Genomic DNA, 21,362 nt, shown 5'->3' on the forward strand with positions numbered 1-21,362 from the left:
AGGAAAGCCACCATGGAACGCACCTTCAGTTCCTCGCTGTACAACGCCAAGCCCAGCAACCGTGTGCCCGTTGCCCTGCGCGTTATCTCCACCCTGTCCACCTGGCAACGTCGCATCGCCAGCCGTAACGAACTGGCTCGCCTGGACACCCGTATGCTGGCTGACGCTGGTATCACCGAGGCCCAGCGCTACCAGGAAATGCACAAGCCGTTCTGGCGCTAAGCCCGGCTGCTGCACAGTTTCCACAGACCCCGCTTCGGCGGGGTTTGTTTTGTCTGCGTTTCGAACGTCAGGCAGCAAAAAGCCCCGGCATGCCGGGGCTTTTGTTACCGCCAGAAAGCTGGGCTTACTGCATGTTGTTCTGGTTGCGCGCGTCGACCTTGTTGGGCTTCTCGCTCTTGAAGGGGACTTCGGCACCACCATCAGCACCGCCCTTGACGGTGGTCTTGCCCGGTACGGCTTCGGTAGCCGAACCATTGACGGCCGTGGCGCTCTTGGAGGTTTCGGCCGCGAAGACACCCGTGGCCATCGACAGCATCACAGCAGCGGTAGAGGTGATCAGCAGCTTTTTCATGAGTTCGGCCTCGTCGAAGTAAACCTGGGAATCTGGTTGGGCCCGTTCCAGTGGAGAGACGGGCATCAGCTGCGAACGGGCAGGTCCACAGCGCTCGTTGTAGTTGACTGCGCCCTGGAATGCCGGGTTCCAGAGCATTTGTGAACATTTGTGGGCAAGTTGCCGCTCTGGTACCGACCATTTGCGCAGGCGGCACCGCCGTAGCGCTTCCCAAGCAGCGCCCAGCGCCGGACAATTCGTCGGACGAACCCCCCGCGCCGCCTGTGGTCAGTTCGCAGATCGCGCCTCTTCCACCGATAAGGATAATCATGAGGGCTCTCCGCCTTGCTCACCTCTGCCAGGTAACGGTCGCTCTGGCCCTGGTAACGTTGTTGCCAGGCTGTTCCCAGGAGCGACCGCCCACCGAGGAACCGGCGCGGGTGGTGGTGACGCAGCTGAGCCCGATAAAGGATGCCCAGCGCATTCCCTTCACCGGTGATATCCAAGCGCGGGTGCAGGCACCGCTCGGCTTCCGTGTGAGCGGCAAGATCAGCGAGCGGCTGGCGGACGTCGGGGATCGGGTACGCGAGGGCCAGATCCTCGCGCGGCTGGATCCTCAGGATCTGCGCAACAACCTGGCCGCCGCCCAGGCCCAGGTGGAGGCCCAGGAAGCCCGCGCCCGGCTGGCGCGGGTCGATTTCGAGCGCCAGGCCGCGCTCTTGCCCAAGGGCTATACCAGTCGCAGCCAGTACGACCAGGCCCAGGCCACCCTCGATGGCGCCCGCAGTGCGCTGCAAACCGCCGTAGCCCAGCGCGACGATGCGCGCAAGCAGCTGGGCTATACCGAATTGCGCGCCAGCGCCGCTGGGGTGCTGACCGCCCGTCATGCCGAAGCCGGTCAGGTGGTGCAGGCCGGCGCGGCGATCTTCGACTTGGCGGTGAGCGGCGAACTCGATGCCGTCTTTGATCTCTACGAATCCCTGGCCCGCGAACTCCAGGTCGGCCAGCGGCTGCCCGTCGCCCTGCAGGCGCAACCGGCGATCGCGACCCAGGGCACCCTGCGCGAGATCGCCCCGACGGTGGCGAGCAGCGGCACGGTACGCATCAAGGTACAGCTGGACCGGCCACCCGCCGCCATGACCCTTGGCGCGGTGGTGAATGCGCAGCTGGAGGGCGTGGCCGAGCAGGGCTTCGCCCTGCCCTGGACGGCGCTGAACGGCACCACCGATCAGCCCGCCGCCTGGCGCCTGAACGAAGACGGCCGGGTCAGCCTGCAGCCGCTGCGCATCGAGCGCTACACCCGCGACAGCATCATCGTCAGCGACGGCCTCAAGGCCGGCGACCGCATCGTGGTCGCCGGCGGCCAGGCCCTGAGTCCCGGCCAGAAAGTCGAGGTCGCCGAGCGCTCCGCCTTCAACGAGGTGCGCCCATGAAGCCCCTCCTGCCGCTCTGCCTGCTGCTGGTTCTCGCCGGCTGTTCCGACGACGAGGCGCCACCGCCGCCGATCCGGCCGGTAGCGACCCTGACCCTCAGCGCGCCGCAGCCCCAGCGTGAGGTGTTCGCTGGCAGCATCCAAGCGCGCTACGAGAGCGTGCTGGGCTTTCGCGTCGGTGGCCGCATGACCCGCCGCCTGCTGGACGTGGGTCAGCCGGTCCGCCGCGGCCAGTTGCTGGCCGCGCTGGACCCCACCGATCAGGACAATGCCCTACGCAGTCGCCAGGGCCAGAGCGCCGATGCCGACGCCCAGTGGCGCGATGCCCGCAACGATGCCCGGCGCCAGCAGCAGCTGTTCGACCAGGGCGTTGGTTCGCGCTCCCAGCTGGACCAGGCGCTGACCCGGCTGCATACCCTGGAGGCCGCCCGCGAACAGGCCCAGAGCGCCGAGCGGCAGGCCCGCGATCAGCGCAACTATGCCGAGCTCTACAGCGATTTCGACGGCGTGATCACCGCCTGGCAGGCCGAGGTCGGCCAGGTGGTGTCCGCCGGTCAGCCGGTGGTGCGGGTCGCCCGCCCGGACATCCGCGAGGCGGTGCTGGACCTGCCGGCCCAGGCCATCGGCCAGTTGACCCCAGGTCGTGTCCTGACCGTGCGCATGGCGCTGGATCCGAGCGTGGCGGTGCAGGGCCAGGTGCGCGAGATCGAGCCCCAGGCCGATGCCACCACCCGTACCCGGCGGGTGCGCCTGACCCTGGACGAGCCACCGGCCGCGTTGCGCATCGGCAGTCTGGTACAGGGCGAACTGGCGTCGCCACCGGCCGCGGGCCTGTCTCTGCCGGCCCAGGCGCTGCGGCGCCAGAACGGCCAGACCTCGGTCTGGGTGGTGGCAGGCCAGGGCGAGCAGGCGCAGGTGCGCCAGCGGCCGGTCGAGGTGCTGCGCGAGGCGGACGGCCTGGCATGGATCGGCAATGGTCTGAGCGCCGGTGAGCGGGTGGTGATAGCCGGGGTCAACAGTCTCGAGGAGGGACAGCGGGTGAAGGATCAGGAGGGCGCTCGGCCATGAAAGGCTTCAACCTGTCGGACTGGGCGCTGCGCCACCAATCCTTCGTCTGGTACCTGATGTTCGTCGCCCTGCTGATGGGCGTCTTCTCCTACATGAAGCTGGGCCGCGAGGAAGACCCGTCCTTCGCCATCAAGACCATGGTCATCCAGACCCGCTGGCCGGGGGCGACCACCGAGGAGACCCTGCGCCAGGTCACCGAGCGGGTGGAAAAGAAGCTCGAAGAGCTGGATTCGCTGGACTACACCAAGAGCTTTACCCGGCCGGGCCAGTCCACGGTATTCGTCTATCTGCGTGACACCACGCCGGCCAAGGCGATTCCGGATATCTGGTATCAGGTGCGCAAGAAGGTCTCCGACATCCAGGGCGACTTCCCCCAGGGCATCCAGGGACCGGCCTTCAACGACGAATTCGGTGACGTCTTCGGCAGCATCTATGCTTTCACCGGCGACGGCTTCAGCATGCGCCAGCTGCGCGACCAGGTGGAGCAGGTGCGCCGCGAGATCCGCAGCGTGCCGGGCATCGGCAAGGTGCAACTGATCGGTGCGGAAAACGAGGTCATCTACCTGGACTTCTCCACCCGCAAGCTGGCCGCCCTGGGGCTGGATCAGCGCCAGGTGATGCAGAGTCTGCAGCAGCAGAACGCGGTGACGCCCTCGGGGACCATCGAATCCGGCGCCGAGCGCATCAGCGTGCGTACCAGTGGCGAATTCCGCTCCACCGCCGATCTGGCCGCGGTCAATCTGCGCATCGACGATCGCTTCTATCGCCTCACCGATCTGGCCGACATCCGCAGCGGGTATGCCGATCCGCCCAGTTCGCTGTTCCGCTACAAGGGCCAGCCGGCCATTGGCCTGGCCATCGCCATGAGCAGCGGTGGCAACATCCAGACCTTTGGCGCGGCCCTGACCGAAAAGATGCAGGAGCTGACCGGCGCCTTGCCGGTGGGCATCGGCGTGCACGTGGTCTCCAACCAGGCGCAGGTGGTGGAAAAGGCCGTCGGCGGCTTTACCCGGGCGCTGTTCGAGGCGGTCATCATCGTGCTGGTGGTGAGCTTCATCAGCCTTGGCGTGCGCGCCGGCCTGGTGGTGGCGTTGTCGATCCCCCTGACCCTGGCGCTGGTGTTCGTCTTCATGGAATACAGCGGCATCACCATGCAGCGGATTTCCCTCGGCGCCCTGATCATCGCCCTGGGCCTCTTGGTGGACGACGCCATGATCACCGTGGAGATGATGGTGACCAAGCGGGAGGAGGGCGAGTCGCTGCACCGCTCGGCGACCTTCGCCTACGAATCCACCGCCTTTCCCATGCTCACCGGCACCCTGGTGACCGTGGCCGGTTTCGTGCCCATCGGCCTCAACTCCAGCAGCGCCGGCCAGTACACCTTCACCCTGTTCGCGGTGATCGCCGTGGCGCTGCTCTTGTCCTGGATCGTCGCGGTGTTCTTTTCGCCGGTGATCGGCGTGCACATCCTGCCGAAGAAGGTGAAGCAGAAGGATCATGACCAGCCCGGTCGCCTGGCGCGCTGGTCCGACGGCCTGCTGCTGGGCGCCATGCGCCATCGCTGGCTGACCATCATCCTCACGGTGCTGCTGTTCGCCGCGGCGCTGTTCGCCATGAAGTTCGTGCAGAACCAGTTCTTCCCGTCTTCGGATCGGCCCGAGCTGCTGATCGACTTCAACCTGCCGCAGAACGCCTCCCTCGACGCCACCCGCGCGCAGATGGACAGGTTCGAAAAGACCCTGGCCGACGATCCGGACGTGGCCCACTGGAGTTCCTATGTCGGCCAGGGCGCGGTGCGCTTCTACCTGCCGCTGGACCAGCAGCTGGAGAATCCCTTCTATGGCCAGGTGATCCTGGTGGCCAAGGATCTGGAAGCCCGCAATCGGCTGCTGCCCAAGCTCAAACAGCGCCTGCGCCAGGACTTCGTCGGGCTGTCCGGCTACGTTCAGCCCCTGGAAATGGGCCCGCCGGTGGGGCGGCCGATTCAGTACCGCATCAGCGGCCCGGACGTCGCCGAGGTGCGTCGCCAGGCCCTGGCCCTGGCCAGCGTGCTGGGCAAGAGTCCGCAGCTGGGCGACTTCCTCTACGACTGGAACGAGCCGGCGCGGATGCTCAAGGTCGAGGTCAACCAGGACAAGGCGCGGCAGCTGGGTTTCTCTTCCCAGGACGTGGCGCAGATCCTCAATGGCGTGGTGACCGGCACCCCGGTGACCCAGGTGCGCGACGACATCTACCTGGTCAACGTGGTGGCCCGCGCCAGCGAGGCCGAGCGGCGCTCGGTGGAGACCCTGGAGAATCTGCAGATCATGACGCCCCAGGGCGTCGCGGTGCCGCTCAAGGCCTTCGCCCGTATCGACTACGCCCTGGAGCAGCCGCTGGTGTGGCGCCGCGACCGCCTGCCCACCATCACCCTCAAGGCGTCCATTCTCAGCGAGATCCAGGCACCGGACCTGGTCAAGCAGCTGCAGCCGGAGGTGGATGCCTTCATCGCCAAGCTGCCGCCGCGCTATCAGGTGGCGGTGGGCGGCACGGTGGAGGAGAGCAGCAAGGCCCAGGGCCCCATCGCCGAGGTGGTGCCGCTGATGCTGTTTCTCATGGCTACCTTCCTGATGATCCAGCTGCACAGCATCCGCAAGCTGTTCCTGGTGGCGAGCGTGGCGCCCCTGGGCTTGATCGGGGTGGTGCTGGGGCTGATCCCCTTCGGCCAGCCGCTGGGCTTCGTCGCCATCCTCGGGGTGCTGGCGCTGATCGGCATCATCATCCGCAACTCGGTGATCCTGGTGACCCAGATCGACGCCTTCGAGCGTGACGGTCGCTCGCCCTGGGACGCCGTAGTGGAAGCCACCCGCCACCGCCGCCGGCCGATCCTGTTGACCGCCGCCGCGGCCAGCCTGGGCATGATTCCCATCGCCCGCGAGGTGTTCTGGGGGCCCATGGCCTATGCCATGATCGGCGGTATCGTCGCGGCGACGCTGTTGACCCTGCTGTTCCTGCCGGCGCTCTATATCGCCAGCTACCGCATTCGCGAGCCGGAGCGGAAGGGCTGAGGCAGCGGGCCTGGCTCAAAAGCCGGGCAAAAAAAACGGCCTTCCGACCAAGGTCTCCAGAGGAGACGTCTGCCGGAAGGCCGCAAGGAGCTATCCAAGGAGCCACTGCCGGAGGGAAGGATTCGCGCGGTCAAAATGTCGAATCCACAGCAGCTCACCGCACCACTATCGGGCGTGTGACTTTTTCAATAAAGTGACGGCTTGACGAAACTCCATTGCGAAAAAGGCAATAATGGATATTTTCCAAGGCATGCGCATCTTCGTCCGGGTGGTGGATCTGGGCAGTCTCACGGCTGCCGCCCACACCCTCGCCCTGTCCACCGCCCAGGTGTCGCGCCTGCTGGCGGAACTGGAAAGCCACCTGCAGACCCGTCTGTTGCACCGCACCACCCGGCGGCTCGCACTGACCGAGGCGGGTGAGCGCTATCTCGAACGCTGCCGGCGCATCCTGCAGGATGTCGGCGAGGCCGAAGCCGAAGCCAGCGGTGCTCATCTCAAGCCCCATGGCCATCTGCGCCTGCATTCCATGACCGGCCTGGGCACCCAGCTGCTGGCACCACTGGTGTCGCGCTTCTGCGCCCGCTATCCCCACGTCGAGATCGTCATGACGCTCTCGCAGAACCATCCGGCACTGCTGGAGGATGGGCATGACATCGCCATCACCCTGGACACTGAGCTGGCCGATTCGGATTTCGTCGCCCAGCGTCTCGGTGGCGTCTATAGCGTGGTCTGCGCGGCGCCCAGCTACCTGGCGCAGCGTCCGGCGCCCAAGGTACCGGCCGATCTCGCCGAGCACGACTGCCTGCGGCTGCTGGATCCTAACTTCTCCGAGCGTTGGGTCTTCGCTGGCCCCGAAGGCGAGCTGCAGGTGGCGCCGCGCTACGTCTTCCAGGTCAACGTCGCCGAGGCCCTGGCCAGCGTGGCGCGGCAGGGCATGGGCATCTGTCTGCTGCCCAGCTACATCGCGGTCAACTACTTGCGCGATGGCAGTCTGGTACGGCTACTGCCCAACTTCCGCCTACGCGAGCGCACCATCCATGCGCTCTATCCCTCGCGGCGCTTTCTCGACGCCAAGATCAAGACCTGGATCGACTTCCTCAAGGAAGAACTTCCCGAGCGCCTGCAGGTAGAAAATCTGGTGCTGGAAGACCAACGCTACTGGGCTAAGGACTAAGCCATGGCTTGTTGCAGGTTTTGTAATAGTGAGTTAGTTAGCATGCTATTTATTAGGCTGCATTCATTACCTAGAATGGTCCCGTACCCCGATGAACACGACCTTTTAGGAGTTCGCCATGAAACGTTCTCTGTCCGCCCTGTTGCTGACCCTTGCCACCCTGACCGCCGCCCAATTCGCTGCTGCCGACGACAATCCCAGCCTGAGATACAAGCTGGTCGATCAGAATCATGCCGCCATGCAGCACTACGGCGATCAGGCCGCTCCCGCCGCCAACCTGCGTCGCTGAGCCGCTCCGTTTTCGAAAGACCACCCCTCTTTGCTCCTTTGGTCTTTCTCCGCCGCACCCTTTGGGTGCGGCTTTTTTATATCTGCGGCACACTGAGCTTCTGACCTTGTCGAGGTGCTCATGACCGCCACCCCCGCTCAACGACTCGCCCACCTGCGCGCCTTCCTGGCCGAGCAGGGCGCCGATGCCTGCCTGATCCCCAGCGCCGATCCCCACCTGTCCGAGTACCTGCCCGAACACTGGCAGGGACGGGCCTGGCTATCTGGTTTCACCGGCTCCGCTGGGCTGCTGCTGGTGACCCGCCAGGCCGCCGGCGTCTGGACCGACAGTCGCTACTGGGAGCAGGCCACCCAGGAGCTGGCGGGCAGCGGCATCGACCTGATGAAGCAGGTCGCCAGCCAGCCCCAGGCCCACCTGCAGTGGCTGGCCGACCAGGTGCCCGAAGGTGGCACGGTGCTAGTGGACGGCCAGGTGCTGTCCCTGGGCTCCGCCGCCGCCCTTCGCCGGGCACTGGAGCCCAAGGGCATCCAGTTGCGTACCGACCTCGATCCCCTGGCGGCGATCTGGAGCGATCGCCCCGCGTTACCGGCCGCGCCGCTCTATGCCCATGCCGCGCCCCATGCGCCCCAGCCGCGCAGCGCCAAGCTCGCCCAGGTGCGCCAGGCGCTGGCGGAGGCAAAGGCCGACTGGCATTTCATCTCTTCGCTGGACGACATCGCCTGGCTGCTCAACCTGCGTGGCGCCGACGTGCCCTACAACCCGGTGTTCCTCGCCCATCTGCTGCTGGGTAGGGACAGCTGCCAGCTGTTCATCGACCCGGCCAAGGTGCCGGCGGAGATCCGCGCGGCCCTGGCAGCGGATGGCGTGGCGCTGGCCGACTACGCCCAGGCCGCCACCGAGCTGGGCCTGCTGCCAGCGGACAGCACCCTGCTGGTGGACCCGGCGCGGGTCACCCTGGGCCTCGCCGAGGCCGCACCGACGAGCGTCAAGCGCCTGGAACAGATCAATCCCTCGACCCTGCTCAAGGCCTGCAAGACCGCTGAGGAAGTGGCCCAGGTACGCACCGCCATGGAGGAGGACGGTGCGGCCCTGTGTGTCTTCTTCGCCCGTTTCGAGGCCGCCCTGGCCCGCGGCGAGCGCCTCACCGAGCTGACCGTGGACGACTGGCTGAGCGAAGCCCGCGCTGCCCGGCCCCACTTCGTCTCCCTGAGCTTCGCCACCATCGCCGGCTTCAACGCTGGTGGCGCCCTGCCGCACTATCGGGCCACCGAAGAAGCCCATGCCGAACTCCAGGGTGACGGCCTGCTGCTGATCGACAGCGGCGGCCAGTACCTGGGCGGCACCACCGACATCACCCGGGTGGTGCCCATCGGCACCCCCAGCGCCGCCCAGAAGCGCGACTTCACCCTGGTGCTCAAGGGCATGCTGGCGCTGTCGCGGGCGCGCTTTCCGGCCGGGGTCGCCGCGCCCATGCTCGACGCCCTGGCGCGCGAGCCGATCTGGGCCGCCGGCATCGACTACGGCCATGGTACCGGCCACGGCGTGGGCTACTTCCTCAATGTGCACGAGGGACCGCAGTCGATTTCCTTCTATGCCACGGTCACCCCGCACCATGTCCTGCGCGAGGGCATGATCACCTCCAACGAACCGGGCATCTATCGTCCCGGCCAGTGGGGCGTGCGGCTGGAGAACCTGCTCCTGTGCACCCGCGCCGAGACCACCGAATTCGGCGACTTCCTGGCATTCGAGACCCTTACCCTCTGTCCGCTGGATACCCGCTGCCTGGATCTTGCCTTGTTGCGCGCCGACGAGCTGGACTGGCTGGATGGCTATCACGCCGAGGTCCGCCGCCGCGTGCTGCCGCTAGTGGAAGGCGCCGCCCGTGACTGGCTGCTGGCGCGTACCGAACCCGTCGCGAGGACTGACGCATGAGCAGCAACGCCCAGCAATTCGCCAGTGACAACTATTCCGGCATCTGCCCGGAGGCCTGGGCGGCCATGGCGGCGGCCAACGTCGGTCACGAGACCGCCTATGGCAACGACACCTGGACGGCGCGCGCCGCCGATCGCTTCCGCCAGCTGTTCGAGACCGATTGCGAGGTGTTCTTCGCCTTCAACGGCACCGCGGCCAACTCCCTGGCCCTGGCGGCGCTGTGCCAGAGCTACCACAGCGTGATCTGCTCCGACACCGCCCACGTCGAGACCGACGAATGCGGGGCGCCGGAATTCTTTTCCAACGGCTCCAAGCTGCTGCTGGCGCCGGCCCACCAGGGCAAGCTGACCCCGGGTGCCATCCAGCAGATCGCCACCAAGCGCGCCGACATCCACTTTCCCAAGCCGCGCGCGGTGACCGTCACCCAGGCCACCGAGGTGGGCACCCTCTATGGCCTCAACGAACTGCAGGCCATCAGCGCCACCTGCCGCGACCTCGGCCTGCACCTGCACATGGACGGCTCGCGCTTTTCCAACGCCGTGGCCGGCCTGGGCTGCACCCCGGCCGAGGTGACCTGGAAGGCTGGCGTCGACGTGCTCTGCTTTGGCGGCACCAAGAGCGGCATGGCGGTGGGGGAGGCCATCCTCTTCTTCAACCGCGACCTGGCCGAGGACTTCGAGTACCGCTGCAAGCAGGCCGGCCAGCTGGCTTCGAAGATGAGATTCCTCTCCGCGCCCTGGCTGGGCGTGCTGGAAAACGACACCTGGCTGCGCCACGCCCGCCATGCCAACGCCATGGCCCAGCTGCTGGCCGAGCGCGTGCGCGACGTGCCCGGGGTGGACTTCATGTTCCCGGTGGAAGCCAACTCGGTGTTCCTGCAGCTGTCCGAGCCGGCGCTGGAATTCCTGCGCGGTCGTGGCTGGCGCTTCTACACCTTCATCGGCAGCGGGGGTGCGCGTTTCATGTGCTCCTGGGACACCGAAGAGGCTCGCGTGCTGGAGCTGGCCGCGGATATTCGCCTGGCGATGGGGGGTTAGGTTGTACCGCCATGGCGAGGCGGCCGCTGCTAACGCGTACTCGATTCTGTAGGAGCGGCCCATAGCCGCGATCAAACCTGGCATAGGGTGTATCGCGGCCATGGGCCGCTCCTACGGGATTCGCTGCTTTCTCATCCATCGGTACCCATTCCCATACGGAAAACGCTGCGTGGTTTTCCACGCTACGGTGTTCACCAGGGACGCCGCCCGCCCCAACCGTTACCATGGCCGATCTCTTTCCCGTCTCCAGCGATCCATGGCCAAGAAGTCCAGCAAAGCCCTCACTGCCGCGGTCAATCCCGCTGCCCCCACGCTCATCGACGTGGCCCGGGTCGCCGGGGTGTCGCCGATCACCGTCTCGCGGGCGCTGAATCGACCGGAGATCGTCAGCGAGGCGGCGCGGGAGAAGGTGCTGGCAGCCGTGCGGGTCACCGGCTACGTACCCAATCTGCTGGCCGGTGGCCTGGCCTCCAATCGCAGTCGCCTGGTGGCGCTGTTCGTGCCGACCATCGTCCACTCCATCTTCGCCGAGACCGTTCAGGCGTTGATGGCGCGGTTGTCCCAGGCGGGCTACCAGACCCTGCTGGGCCTGACCGGCTACAGCGCCGAACAGGAGGAGCAACTCTTGGCCGCGGTGCTGGGGCGCAAACCCGATGGCATCGTGCTCACCGGTACCCTGCACACCGCGGCCAGTCGCCAGCGCCTGGCCCAGGCCGGCATCCCGGTGGTGGAGTCCTGGGACCTGGGCGAAGACCCGCTGGACATGCAGGTGGGCTTCTCCCACGAAGCGGTGGGCCGGGCCCAGGCCGAGCACCTGCACGCCCGCGGTTATCGGCGCTTCGCCGTGGTCTCGGTGGACGACCCCCGCGCCTTGCGCCGCTGTCGCAGCCTAGTCGCCCGGCTGGCCGAGTTGGGCTTGGCGGAACCGCCGCTGGAAATTCTGCCGGCGCCAGCCCTGGTGGAATCCGGGCGGGCGGGGTTGCGCCAGTTGCTGGCCCGCGACGAGGGCTTCGACGTGGTGGTCTGCAGCTCCGACACCGTCGCCCAGGGAGTGATGGCGGAAGCCGCGAGTCGCGGGCTGCGCCTGCCCGAGGATCTGGCGGTGCTCGGCTTCGGCAATCTCTCCAGCGCTGCCCAGATGCACCCGGCGCTGTCGTCGGTGAGCGTCGAAGGCGATCGCATGGGCACCCTGGCGGCAGAGGCGCTGCTGCAACGGTTCAACCAGGGCGAGCGGGCCCGGGACGCGGTGCGCATCGACACCGGCTTCCACATCATCGACCGCGCCACGACCTGACCACCGGCGTCGAAGTCGTTAGACGTCATACTTGTATGGTTGCGCAATCATGGCTTAGTCTTGGACAAACGCCGGGGCTGAGTCAGGTTGTCGCATCAAGGCATGATTGCGCAATCATCCAGCATTCCGCGCCTTCAATAAAAACAATCACGCAAGAGGGATCCCCATGGATGCCACAAGACCCACCCGGGTGCGTTACCTGATCCTGTTGATGCTGTTCGTGGTGACCACCATCAACTATGCCGATCGCGCCACCATCGCCATCGCCGGCTCCAGCCTGCAGAAAGACCTCGGCATCAGCGCCGTCACCCTCGGCTATATCTTCTCCGCCTTCGGCTGGGCCTATGTGGCCGGGCAGATTCCCGGCGGCTGGCTGCTGGATCGCTTCGGTTCGAAGAAGGTCTATGCCGGCAGCATCTTCTTCTGGTCGTTGTTCACCCTACTGCAGGGCCTAGTCGGCGGCCTGCCGGTGGCCTGGGCGGTGACCACCCTGTTCATGCTGAGATTCCTGGTCGGCTTGGCCGAGGCGCCGTCCTTCCCGGGCAATGCACGCATCGTCGCCGCCTGGTTCCCTACCGCCGAACGCGGCACCGCCTCGGCGATCTTCAACTCGGCGCAGTATTTCGCCACCGCGCTGTTCGCGCCGATCATGGGCGGCATCGTCTTCCACTTCGGCTGGGAGCACGTCTTCGTCATCATGGGCGCCCTGGGCATCCTCTTCTCCGGGGTCTGGCTGAAGTACATCCACAATCCCAAGGAGCATCCGCGCATCAATGCTGCGGAGCTGGCGCACATCCGCGACAACGGTGGTCTGGTGGACATGGACAACGGCGCCCGCCAGCAGGGCGGCGGTCCCAAGTGGCACTACATCACCCAACTGCTGACCAACCGCATGATGCTGGGCGTCTACCTCGGCCAGTACTGCATCAATGCCATCACCTATTTCTTCCTGACCTGGTTCCCGGTGTACCTGGTGCAGGAGCGCGGCATGACCATCCTCAAGGCCGGCTTCATCGCCTCGCTGCCGGCGATCTGCGGCTTCATCGGCGGGGTGCTCGGCGGGGTGATCTCCGACTACCTGCTGCGCCGCGGTCACTCCCTGACCTTCGCTCGCAAGCTGCCCATCGTCTGCGGCCTGCTGCTCTCCACCAGCATGATCTTCTGCAACTACGTCGATGCCGACTGGATGGTGGTGGGCTTCATGACCCTGGCCTTCTTCGGCAAGGGCATCGGTGCCCTGGGCTGGGCGGTGGTGGCCGACACCTCGCCCAAGCAGATCGCCGGGCTGTCCGGCGGCCTGTTCAACACCTTCGGCAACCTGGCCTCCATCACCACCCCCATCGTCATCGGCTACATCATCGCCGCCACCGGTTCCTTCAAGTGGGCGCTGGTCTACGTCGGCGCCAATGCCCTGGTGGCGGTGTTCAGCTACCTGTTCATCGTCGGTCGCATCCAGCGCGTCGAGCTGCGTACCGCCGACGGCGAGATCCTGGGCGCGACCCAGCCTGACCCGGTCCGGGCCTGAGCCCCGGCAGAGGATAAGAAAATGCACCTGATCGATCACCGTGATTCGCCGCGCTACATCAAGCTCCACCCCCAGGACAACGTCGGGGTGGTGGTCAACGAACCCGGCGTGGCCGCCGGCACCGCCTTCGCCGACGGCCTGACCACCGTCGAGGCCATTCCCCAGAGCCACAAGGTCTCCCTGGTGGACCTCAAGCAAGGCGCCGAGGTGGTGCGCTATGGCGAGGTCATCGGCTACGCCCTGCAGGACATCCCGGCCGGCAGCTGGATCACCGAAGCCCTGCTGCGCATGCCGGAGCCGCCCGCCTTGGACAACCTGCCCAAGGCCACCGCGCCCGGCCAGATCGGCGAACCCCTGGAGGGCTACACCTTCGAGGGTTTCCGCAATCCGGACGGCAGCGTCGGCACCCGCAACATCCTGGCGGTGACCACCACCGTGCAGTGCGTGGTGGGGGTGCTGGATCACTGCGTGGAGCGGGTGCGCAAGGAGATCCTGCCGCGCTATCCCCATGTCGACGACGTGGTGCCGCTGTCCCACAGCTATGGCTGCGGCGTGGCCATCAATGCCCCTGATGCGGTGATCCCGATCCGCACCCTGCACAACATCAGCCGCAATCCCAACTTCGGCGGCCAGGCGCTGGTCATCGGCCTGGGTTGCGAGAAGCTGCAGGCCAGCCAGCTGATGCCGGGCGACGACCTCACCGCCGGGCAGAACGAAGAGGACTGGCTGTTTCGCCTGCAGGATTCGGCCAACGGCTTCGCCGGCATGGTCGAGCAGATCATGGGCCTGATCGAGGCGCGCCTGGAGGTGCTCGACCAGCGCCGCCGCGAGACGGTGCCGGCCGCCGAACTGGTGGTGGGCATGCAGTGCGGCGGCAGCGATGCCTTCTCCGGCATCACCGCCAATCCGGCCCTGGGCGTGGCCGCCGATCTGCTGGTGCGCGCCGGTGCCACCGTGATGTTCTCCGAGAACACCGAGGTGCGCGACGGCATCCATCTGCTGACCCCGCGCGCCGCCACCCCCGAGGTGGCCGATGCGCTTATCCGCGAGATGGACTGGTACGACCGCTATCTGGAGCGGGGCATGGCCGATCGCAGTGCCAATACCACCCCTGGTAACAAGAAAGGCGGCCTGAACAACATCGTCGAAAAGGCCATGGGGTCGATCGCCAAGTCGGGTACCAGCCCCATCGCCGGGGTCATCGCTCCGGGCGAGAAGATCAGAGGCAAGGGCCTGTACTTCGCCGCCACCCCGGCCAGCGACTTCATCTGTGGCACCCTGCAATTGGCCGCGGGCATGAACCTGCACATCTTCACCACCGGTCGCGGCACCCCCTATGGCCTGTCCATGGTGCCGGTGATCAAGGTCTCGACCCGCACCCAGCTGGCCGAGCGCTGGCCGGATCTGATCGATATTGATGCCGGGCGCGTGGTGAGTGGGCGGTTGTCGCTGGAGGAGATGGGCTGGGAGATCTTCCAGTGCTACCTGGACGTGGCCAGCGGTCGCCGCCAGACCTGGGCGGAGCGCCATCGCCTGCACAACGACCTGGCGCTGTTCAATCCCGCTCCGGTGACCTGAGCCACAGGGCAATAAAAAAGGCCGATCCCCCTGGGATCGGCCCTTTTTCGTGGAGCCTGGAAACTAGCGCTGGGCGGTGGCCGGCGTCAGTTGCAGGCTCGGCAGCAGATAGTGACCGACGATGAACAGTGAGCCCTTGTCGCTCAGGTGGCCATCGTCGATCTGCAGCAGGGTACGGCCATCCGCGGCCCGTACCCGGCAGGCATCCTCGACGCAGAGGTGTTGCACCAGGGAGATGTACTCCAGCCCCGCCGGGAGCTTGGCCTGGCGCATGGCCTGGTCGGTGGCGAGGACATGGCGATCCAGGGCGGAGTCGGCGATGTGGTCATCGGTGGAGCCCCAATGGCGGATGGCGATGACGCTGGGCAGTGATGGACTCCACTGGGGAACGGGGCCGAGCAGCACGATGCGCTTGACGCCATAGCTGTGCAGGCGCTCGGTGATGGCCTTCCAGTCGGTCTTTTCATGATCGGCCTTCTGTGCCATGACCACCACGTCCGGGCGCAGGCGCTGGATGGCTTCCAGGGCGGTGCGATTGGAGTAGTTGCAGGTCACCCGCGTCTCGGTCTGCCGACCCAGGTCGTCGGTAAGGCGTGGTTTGCAGCTCGCCGAGGCCACCTGGTAGTAGGGCAGGCCGGCCGGCAGCAGGCTGCGCAAGCCAAAGGACAGCGCCTGGGCATGGGAGTCGCCCCAGACGAAGAGGCCGCCCTTGCCCTGGGCATGGGTGCAGCTGGGGTCGATGGCGTCCTGATGACGCTGGGTAAAGGCCGAATAGGCGTCGCACTTGAGCCAGTAGAGATCGTGGAGATTCTTCTGGCGATCCAGGTACTCCTGCACGAATTGCGCGCGATCCGACTGGCTGATGCTGCGCAGTGGGGTGATGGCACCGTCGGTGGCGTTCACCGCGCCCGCACTGAGGAACAGGGTGGCGAGCAGGCCGGTGCCGGTGGCCAGGGCCGCACCGCTCTGGCCCTTCCGGCGCGAGGCGCGGGTTTCTACCAGGGTATAGGAGGCCCAGCCCAGCGCGAAGGAGGCGGCGATGCCCAGCAGCAGGTGCGGCGTCTGGTCGAGCAGGCCGGCATAGCTCATGAACACCACCACCGGCCAGTGCCAGAGGTAGAGCGAATAGGAGAGGGTGCCGGTCCATTGAGAGAAGCCGTTGCCGGTGACCAGCGAATCCTGGCGTGCGGCCAGGATGATGGCGGCGGTGCCGAGCACCGGGATCAGCGCCAAGTAGCCTGGCCAGACATCGCCTTCGGCGAGCGTCAGGAAACCCACCGCCAGGGCGATCAGCCCCGCGCCTTCCAGCAGCCGGCGCGAGCGGGCGGCGAGCTGCAGCGGGAAGAGATAGGCGGCGCCGCCCACCATCAGCTCCCAGGCGCGGGTCGGCAGCAGATAGAAGGCCGCTTCCGGCCAAAGCAGCGAGGCAGTGACGGCGAAGGCGAAGCCGACCGCGGTGGCGAGCAGGATCAGCACCCGCAGGGTCTTGAGCGATACCAGCTTGGACAGCAGCACCAGCACCAGCGGATAGATCAGGTAGAACTGCCATTCCACCGACAGCGACCAGGTGTGCAGCAGCCACTTCTCATGGGCGGCCGCGGTGAAGTAGCCGGCTTCCTTCCAGTAGACCAGATTGGAGACGAAGCCCAGGCTGCTCGCCACGTGCTTGCCCAGTTCGCCATAGGCGTTGGGCAGCAGGAAGAACCAGCCGGCGATCAGCAGTACGGCGCAGAGCACCGCCAGCGCCGGCACGATGCGGCGGACGCGGGACAGATAGAAGGCGGACAGGCGGAAGCGCTGCTGTTCGAGGGCGCGAAAGATGATCCCGGTGATCAGGAAGCCGGAGATGACGAAGAAGACGTCGACCCCGGCGAAACCGCCCGGTAGCCAGTCGGCATTGAAGTGGAAGAGGACGACGGCGATCACGGCGATCGCGCGCAGCCCATTGATGTCTTTCCTGAAGTCCATGAGCGGCATCCGGGCGGCAAGGGGAAGGCGGGAGAGGGGCGTCGGGCTAGGCGTGGGGGGCCAGGGTTTCCGGTGCCGGGCGGACCAGGTGCAGGCCGGGATCGGTCTTGGGCTTGAGCAGCAGATAGCCCAGGGTGATACCGATGAAGAGGTTGGCCACGCCGATCTCGAAGAGGTCGGTGGTCCAGCCGATCAGGCAGAGGCAGAAGGCGATGGCCAGCAGGGTGTGGCTTTCGCGATCGCGGCTCAGGTGCAGGCGGATGAACAGCGGCAGTTGCAGGCAGTAGAGGGCGATGCCGACCACGCCGAACACGCACCAGAGATAGACCACGCTGCTGTCGCAGTTGACCATCAGGTCCATGCCCGGCACGGGAAAGGCGGCCATGGTGCTGCCGAACATGCCGAAGCCGGCGCCGGTCAGGGTCCAGCCGGGCTCGCTCATGACCTCCACGACGTTGGGCCAGGTGTTGACCAGACGGTCGTAGAAGGAGGCCAGGCCGCTGTCGCTGGTGACCACGTGGGGATCGAAGTCGCGGATCAGGCTGAGGATCGGCAGCAGCAGGCCACCGACCACGCCGAGCAGCAGCAGCAGGTAGGTGGACCACTGGAAGCGACGGCCCAGCATCAGCACCAGGGTGAAGGCGAAGGCGGCGGCGGGGGCCTTGCTGGTGGTCAGCAGGATGCCGAAGAGACCGGTCAGGGCCATCAGCAGCCAGAGCGTGTAGGAGCGCGCGAAGTAGGAGAGATAGAGGCAGTAGACGGCGATCAGGGCTGCCAGCACGTTGGACACGCGGGCGAAGCCGGCGATCCGGTCGGCCTCGCCCGCCATCCAGTTGGTGTTGCCGGCGATGTCGTTGCCACCCAGGGTGTAGCTGTAGCCCTTCCAGGGGACCGAGGTGTACTTGTCCAGCAGGATGCCGATGAGCGAGGCGATCAGCAGGCCCAGGACCACCCGGCCGAGCAGGCGCCGCTGTTCCAGCAACTCACGGCCGCAGAGCAGGCCGAACAGCAGCGGGCTGTAGACGAACAGCGAGAAGAAGACGTTGTTGATACTGGCGCCGTGCAGCAGGGCCAGGGCCGCATAGGCCGGGATGCTGAGCAGGGCCACCCAGAGGATGCGCGGCAGCTTGGCGGTGGCCAGTTGCAGGGCGAAGAGCGCCAGGCAGGCGATCTTGGGGAGGTAGATCAGCGCCGAGGCGCCGGCCATGTCGAGGTAATAGCGCAGGGCGCCGGAAAAGGTCTCGACGAACAGCAGCGAGATGGCGGTCCAGACCGCGAGGGTCGAGTAGCGCCAGGACAAAGCCTGCTGGAACGCCGATTGCGGGGGGGCGACTACGGCCGACATGATCATCATCCCTGTGTTGATGCCGAAACAGCCGGCCATGGGTGGCCCGCTGCGCTGACGTGAAAAGCGCGAAAGGGGTAACCAGCACGAGGGTTCGCCACCTTGGCGTGGTCCCTGGGCTGGATGAGGTCTGCCAGCGAAAGGCAGACACGCTACCGCCCATGGCGGTCAGGAACGGCCACGGACGACAGGTAAAGAAAGCAAGACGCGGGGGATGATAGCGGAGGGCTTCCGGCGCCTGTCAAACGACGACAGACCGACCGGAAATCCTCAACGCGGATATCAGAAGCAGGCCACAAAAAGCCCGCTAATTGACCATCCGCCAGGTCAGGGGGTAGCGGTAGTCGCGGCCCTGATTGGCCTTGATGCCGGCGATCACCGTCAGCACGAAGGCCACGCAGGCCACCAGCAGCATCAGCGGAAAGCCGATCAGCACCCACACCAGCAGCCAGCAGATCATGTGCAGCAGGGTGACGGTGAGCTGGAAGTTCAGCGCCTCCTTGCCCTGGCGGTCGATGAAGGGATCGTCCTCGCGCTTGAACTGCCAGACCACCAGCGGACCTATGACGTTACCGATGAAGGGCACCACGAAGCCTAGGAAGGCGGCGTAGTGGCAGAGCATGGCCCAGCGCCGGGCTTCGGCGCTGGGGGCGGGGACGAGATCGTGCATGGCTTGACCCTTTTCGTTACTCGCCGCGCAGGGCGGCTTGCTGGAGCTCGAACAGGTCGCGCAGACCGCCCTGGGCCAGTTCGAGCATGGCGTTGAGTTCGGCCGGCTGGAAGGGCGCGCCCTCGGCGGTGCCCTGGACTTCGATGAAACCGCCGGCATCGGTCATGATCACGTTGAGATCGGTCTCGGCGGCGGAGTCTTCCAGGTAGTCCAGGTCGAGCACCGGGGTGCCCTGGTAGATGCCCACGGAGATAGCGGCCACCATCTGCTTGAGCGGATTGCCCTTGAGGTTGCCGCGGCGCTTGAGCGCGCCCAGGGCATCGACCAGGGCCACGCAGGCGCCGGTCACCGAGGCGGTGCGGGTGCCGCCATCGGCCTGGATGACGTCGCAGTCGATGTAGATGGTGTTCTCGCCCAGCTTGGACAGGTCCACGGCGGCGCGCAGCGAACGACCGATCAGCCGCTGGATTTCCAGGGTGCGACCACCCTGCTTGCCCTTGGCGGCTTCACGCTGATTCCGCTCGCCGGTGGCGCGGGGCAGCATGCCGTATTCGGCGGTGAGCCAGCCCTGGCCCTTGCCCTTGAGAAAGCGCGGCACCCCGGCCTCGACGCTGGCGGTGCAGATCACCTTGGTATCGCCGAATTCCACCAGAACCGAACCCTCGGCGTGCTTGGTGTACTGACGGGTGATGCGGATGGGGCGCAGCTGATCGGCGGCGCGGCCACTGGGACGCTTCATTGCGGGCTTCCTGTAAGGCATGGGTATCAGGTCCATAGTATAGAGAGCGTCCGGCTCATGCGACACGGATGCATTGGGTCGCTCCGATCAGGTGCGCTAGAATCGTGCGTTTTACATGCGTGGGCGCTCTGGATCGCCCCAGATCCACGCATCGTCAGACGAGGATCCTGCCATGGTGCACAGCATGACGGCGTTCGCCCGGGTCGAGCGGCCGGGGCCCCAGGGCACCCTGAGCTGGGAGCTGCGCTCGGTCAATCACCGCTACCTGGAGCCGCACCTGCGGCTGCCGGAGACCTTTCGCGAGCTCGAATCCGGTGTGCGCGAGGCGCTGCGCCGGCGGTTGTCGCGGGGCAAGGTGGAGTGCGTGTTGCGCGAGGCGCGCGACGAAGACGCGGTCCTGCGCGTAGACGCCCGCCGGGCCGCGCAACTGGTGGCGGCCGCTGAAGATGTCGCGGCGCTGATCGCCCGGCCGGCCAAGCTCGATCCCCTGGCCGTGCTGGCCTGGCCGGGGGTGCTGGCAGGCGCCGAGGTGGATGACGCCGAACTCGGGGCCCAGACCCTGGCGCTGTTCGAGGCGGCCCTGGATGAATTGCTCGAAGGCCGGCAGCGCGAGGGACGCGAACTGGCGCGCCTGATCGAGGAGCGGCTGGTCCAGGTGCTGGCGGAGGTGACGACGCTCAGGACGCTGCTGCCCGAGCTGCTGGCCCTGCAGCGCCGGCGTATCCTCGAGCGCTGCGCCGAGGCAGGCGTCGAATTCGAACCGGCACGGCTGGAGCAGGAACTGGTGCTGCTGGCGCAAAAGAGCGACGTGGCCGAGGAGCTGGATCGCCTGGAGACCCATGTGGCCGAGGTACGGCGGGTCCTGGCGGGCAGTGGCGCGGCTGGTCGGCGGCTGGATTTCCTCATGCAGGAACTCAATCGCGAGGCCAACACCCTGGGCTCCAAGGCCATCGACGCCCGCGCCTCCCAGGCGGCCATCAATCTCAAGGTGCTCATCGAACAGATGCGTGAGCAAGTGCAGAACATCGAATAGGCGAACCTCCATGACAGCCCTTCCCGGCACCCTCTATATCGTTTCCGCGCCCTCCGGCGCCGGCAAGACCAGCCTGGTCAAGGCCCTGCTGGACGCTCTGCCCGACATCCGCGTGTCGGTCTCCCATACCACCCGTGCCATGCGCCCGGGTGAAGCCGACGGCGTGAACTACCACTTCGTCGATTGCGCGACCTTTACCAACCTGCTCGAGCACGGCGATTTCCTCGAACACGCCGAGGTGTTCGGCAACTATTACGGCACCTCCCAGGCCGCCCTGGAGCGTGACCTCGCCGAGGGTCACGACCTGATCCTGGAGATCGACTGGCAGGGCGCCCAGCAGGTCCGTCGCAAGCTGCCCCACGCCCAGTCGATCTTCATCCTGCCGCCCAGCCAGGCGGCGCTGCGCCAACGCCTGGACAATCGCGGCCAGGACAGCGCCGAGATCATCGAGCGGCGCATGCGCGAGGCGGTCAGCGAGATGAGCCACTATGTCGAGTACGACTACCTGATCATCAACGATGACTTCGCCAGTGCCCTGGAAGACCTCAAGTCGATCTTCCGCACCCGCCAGCTGCGCCTGGATCGCCAGCAGCGTCGGCATGACGACCTGCTGGTGGATCTGCTGGGCTGAGTGCGAGGATGAAGTTGTGAGATACCGAACCCGACCAGGCGCCTGAC

18 protein-coding genes are annotated in these 21,362 nt (G+C 66.5%); 13 read left to right on the top strand and 5 right to left on the bottom strand.

Annotation, left to right across the window (positions count from 1 at the left end):
• Nucleotides 1–12: 12 nt before the first annotated feature.
• On the top strand, nucleotides 13–222 hold the full coding sequence (locus BMZ43_RS10670; protein WP_017639329.1) for a DUF1127 domain-containing protein: 210 nt from the start codon (nucleotides 13–15) through the stop codon (nucleotides 220–222).
• 124 nt (nucleotides 223–346) lie between these two features.
• Here BMZ43_RS10670 and BMZ43_RS26050 read toward each other — a convergent pair whose 3' ends face one another.
• Nucleotides 347–574 (bottom strand): hypothetical protein, encoded by a 228-nt coding sequence (locus BMZ43_RS26050; RefSeq protein ID WP_143075250.1) that lies wholly within the window; start codon nucleotides 572–574, stop codon nucleotides 347–349.
• A gap of 308 nt (nucleotides 575–882) precedes the next feature.
• On the opposite strand from BMZ43_RS26050, the gene BMZ43_RS10680 reads away from it, so the two are divergent.
• From BMZ43_RS10680 to garD, 10 genes are all read left to right on the top strand, one after another.
• Nucleotides 883–1,986, top strand: coding sequence for an efflux RND transporter periplasmic adaptor subunit (locus BMZ43_RS10680; protein WP_143075251.1), 1,104 nt, complete (start codon nucleotides 883–885; stop codon nucleotides 1,984–1,986).
• The gene (locus tag BMZ43_RS10685) at nucleotides 1,983–3,053 is read left to right on the top strand and encodes an efflux RND transporter periplasmic adaptor subunit (protein ID WP_017639332.1); all 1,071 of its coding nucleotides are present in this window, start codon (nucleotides 1,983–1,985) and stop codon (nucleotides 3,051–3,053) included. The genes BMZ43_RS10680 and BMZ43_RS10685 overlap by 4 nt, the downstream gene beginning before the upstream one ends.
• Nucleotides 3,050–6,100, top strand: coding sequence for an efflux RND transporter permease subunit (locus tag BMZ43_RS10690; protein ID WP_064307759.1), 3,051 nt, complete (start codon nucleotides 3,050–3,052; stop codon nucleotides 6,098–6,100). The genes BMZ43_RS10685 and BMZ43_RS10690 overlap by 4 nt, the downstream gene beginning before the upstream one ends.
• Before the next feature lie 232 nt (nucleotides 6,101–6,332).
• Nucleotides 6,333–7,274 carry a LysR family transcriptional regulator gene (locus tag BMZ43_RS10695; RefSeq protein ID WP_026083654.1) on the top strand — a complete coding sequence of 314 codons (942 nt, stop codon included), beginning with the start codon at nucleotides 6,333–6,335 and terminating at the stop codon, nucleotides 7,272–7,274.
• A gap of 118 nt (nucleotides 7,275–7,392) precedes the next feature.
• Nucleotides 7,393–7,563 (top strand): hypothetical protein, encoded by a 171-nt coding sequence (locus BMZ43_RS26515; protein ID WP_017639335.1) that lies wholly within the window; start codon nucleotides 7,393–7,395, stop codon nucleotides 7,561–7,563.
• 120 nt (nucleotides 7,564–7,683) lie between these two features.
• Entirely contained in the window at nucleotides 7,684–9,495 is a 1,812-nt protein-coding gene (locus BMZ43_RS10700) for an aminopeptidase P family protein (RefSeq protein WP_068384610.1), read from the top strand.
• Entirely contained in the window at nucleotides 9,492–10,532 is a 1,041-nt protein-coding gene (locus BMZ43_RS10705) for a threonine aldolase family protein (RefSeq protein ID WP_093253286.1), read from the top strand. Before BMZ43_RS10700 ends, BMZ43_RS10705 begins: the two co-directional genes overlap by 4 nt.
• A 256-nt stretch (nucleotides 10,533–10,788) precedes the next feature.
• On the top strand, nucleotides 10,789–11,826 hold the full coding sequence (locus tag BMZ43_RS10710) for a LacI family DNA-binding transcriptional regulator (protein ID WP_093253291.1): 1,038 nt from the start codon (nucleotides 10,789–10,791) through the stop codon (nucleotides 11,824–11,826).
• 166 nt (nucleotides 11,827–11,992) lie between these two features.
• On the top strand, nucleotides 11,993–13,351 hold the full coding sequence (locus tag BMZ43_RS10715; RefSeq protein WP_017639339.1) for an MFS transporter: 1,359 nt from the start codon (nucleotides 11,993–11,995) through the stop codon (nucleotides 13,349–13,351).
• Nucleotides 13,352–13,372: 21 nt separating this feature from the next.
• A complete protein-coding gene (garD, locus tag BMZ43_RS10720; RefSeq protein WP_017639340.1) occupies nucleotides 13,373–14,929 on the top strand; it encodes a galactarate dehydratase in 1,557 nt (518 codons plus the stop codon).
• 63 nt (nucleotides 14,930–14,992) lie between these two features.
• Here garD and BMZ43_RS10725 read toward each other — a convergent pair whose 3' ends face one another.
• The 4 genes from BMZ43_RS10725 to rph form a co-directional block, all read right to left on the bottom strand.
• Complete coding sequence (locus BMZ43_RS10725; RefSeq protein WP_093253297.1) at nucleotides 14,993–16,897, bottom strand: acyltransferase family protein; 1,905 nt, start codon at nucleotides 16,895–16,897, stop codon at nucleotides 14,993–14,995.
• Nucleotides 16,898–16,943: 46 nt separating this feature from the next.
• Complete coding sequence (locus BMZ43_RS10730) at nucleotides 16,944–18,242, bottom strand: membrane protein (protein WP_017639342.1); 1,299 nt, start codon at nucleotides 18,240–18,242, stop codon at nucleotides 16,944–16,946.
• Nucleotides 18,243–18,549: 307 nt separating this feature from the next.
• Entirely contained in the window at nucleotides 18,550–18,912 is a 363-nt protein-coding gene (locus BMZ43_RS10735) for a DUF4870 domain-containing protein (protein WP_017639343.1), read from the bottom strand.
• 16 nt (nucleotides 18,913–18,928) lie between these two features.
• A complete protein-coding gene (gene rph / locus BMZ43_RS10740; RefSeq protein ID WP_017639344.1) occupies nucleotides 18,929–19,651 on the bottom strand; it encodes a ribonuclease PH in 723 nt (240 codons plus the stop codon).
• Nucleotides 19,652–19,823: 172 nt separating this feature from the next.
• Here rph and BMZ43_RS10745 point away from each other — a divergent pair, with 172 nt between their 5' ends.
• Nucleotides 19,824–20,684, top strand: a complete 861-nt coding sequence (locus BMZ43_RS10745; RefSeq protein ID WP_017639345.1) for a YicC/YloC family endoribonuclease — start codon at nucleotides 19,824–19,826, stop codon at nucleotides 20,682–20,684.
• A gap of 10 nt (nucleotides 20,685–20,694) precedes the next feature.
• On the top strand, nucleotides 20,695–21,315 hold the full coding sequence (gmk, locus tag BMZ43_RS10750) for a guanylate kinase (protein ID WP_068384621.1): 621 nt from the start codon (nucleotides 20,695–20,697) through the stop codon (nucleotides 21,313–21,315).
• Nucleotides 21,316–21,362: the final 47 nt, after the last annotated feature.

The organism is Pseudomonas sp. Snoq117.2 (genome assembly GCF_900110545.1).
Lineage (GTDB): Bacteria > Pseudomonadota > Gammaproteobacteria > Pseudomonadales > Pseudomonadaceae > Chryseomonas > Chryseomonas benzopyrenica.

Bases quoted from the DNA above. Each gene is read 5' to 3' on its own strand.
- BMZ43_RS10670 (WP_017639329.1), top strand. From the start codon at position 13: ATGGAACGCACCTTCAGTTCCTCGCTGTACAACGCCAAGCCCAGCAAC.
- BMZ43_RS26050 (WP_143075250.1), bottom strand. From the start codon at position 574: ATGAAAAAGCTGCTGATCACCTCTACCGCTGCTGTGATGCTGTCGATG.
- BMZ43_RS10680 (WP_143075251.1), top strand. From the start codon at position 883: ATGAGGGCTCTCCGCCTTGCTCACCTCTGCCAGGTAACGGTCGCTCTG.
- BMZ43_RS10685 (WP_017639332.1), top strand. From the start codon at position 1,983: ATGAAGCCCCTCCTGCCGCTCTGCCTGCTGCTGGTTCTCGCCGGCTGT.
- BMZ43_RS10690 (WP_064307759.1), top strand. From the start codon at position 3,050: ATGAAAGGCTTCAACCTGTCGGACTGGGCGCTGCGCCACCAATCCTTC.
- BMZ43_RS10695 (WP_026083654.1), top strand. From the start codon at position 6,333: ATGGATATTTTCCAAGGCATGCGCATCTTCGTCCGGGTGGTGGATCTG.
- BMZ43_RS26515 (WP_017639335.1), top strand. From the start codon at position 7,393: ATGAAACGTTCTCTGTCCGCCCTGTTGCTGACCCTTGCCACCCTGACC.
- BMZ43_RS10700 (WP_068384610.1), top strand. From the start codon at position 7,684: ATGACCGCCACCCCCGCTCAACGACTCGCCCACCTGCGCGCCTTCCTG.
- BMZ43_RS10705 (WP_093253286.1), top strand. From the start codon at position 9,492: ATGAGCAGCAACGCCCAGCAATTCGCCAGTGACAACTATTCCGGCATC.
- BMZ43_RS10710 (WP_093253291.1), top strand. From the start codon at position 10,789: ATGGCCAAGAAGTCCAGCAAAGCCCTCACTGCCGCGGTCAATCCCGCT.
- BMZ43_RS10715 (WP_017639339.1), top strand. From the start codon at position 11,993: ATGGATGCCACAAGACCCACCCGGGTGCGTTACCTGATCCTGTTGATG.
- garD (WP_017639340.1), top strand. From the start codon at position 13,373: ATGCACCTGATCGATCACCGTGATTCGCCGCGCTACATCAAGCTCCAC.
- BMZ43_RS10725 (WP_093253297.1), bottom strand. From the start codon at position 16,897: ATGGACTTCAGGAAAGACATCAATGGGCTGCGCGCGATCGCCGTGATC.
- BMZ43_RS10730 (WP_017639342.1), bottom strand. From the start codon at position 18,242: ATGTCGGCCGTAGTCGCCCCCCCGCAATCGGCGTTCCAGCAGGCTTTG.
- BMZ43_RS10735 (WP_017639343.1), bottom strand. From the start codon at position 18,912: ATGCACGATCTCGTCCCCGCCCCCAGCGCCGAAGCCCGGCGCTGGGCC.
- rph (WP_017639344.1), bottom strand. From the start codon at position 19,651: ATGAAGCGTCCCAGTGGCCGCGCCGCCGATCAGCTGCGCCCCATCCGC.
- BMZ43_RS10745 (WP_017639345.1), top strand. From the start codon at position 19,824: ATGGTGCACAGCATGACGGCGTTCGCCCGGGTCGAGCGGCCGGGGCCC.
- gmk (WP_068384621.1), top strand. From the start codon at position 20,695: ATGACAGCCCTTCCCGGCACCCTCTATATCGTTTCCGCGCCCTCCGGC.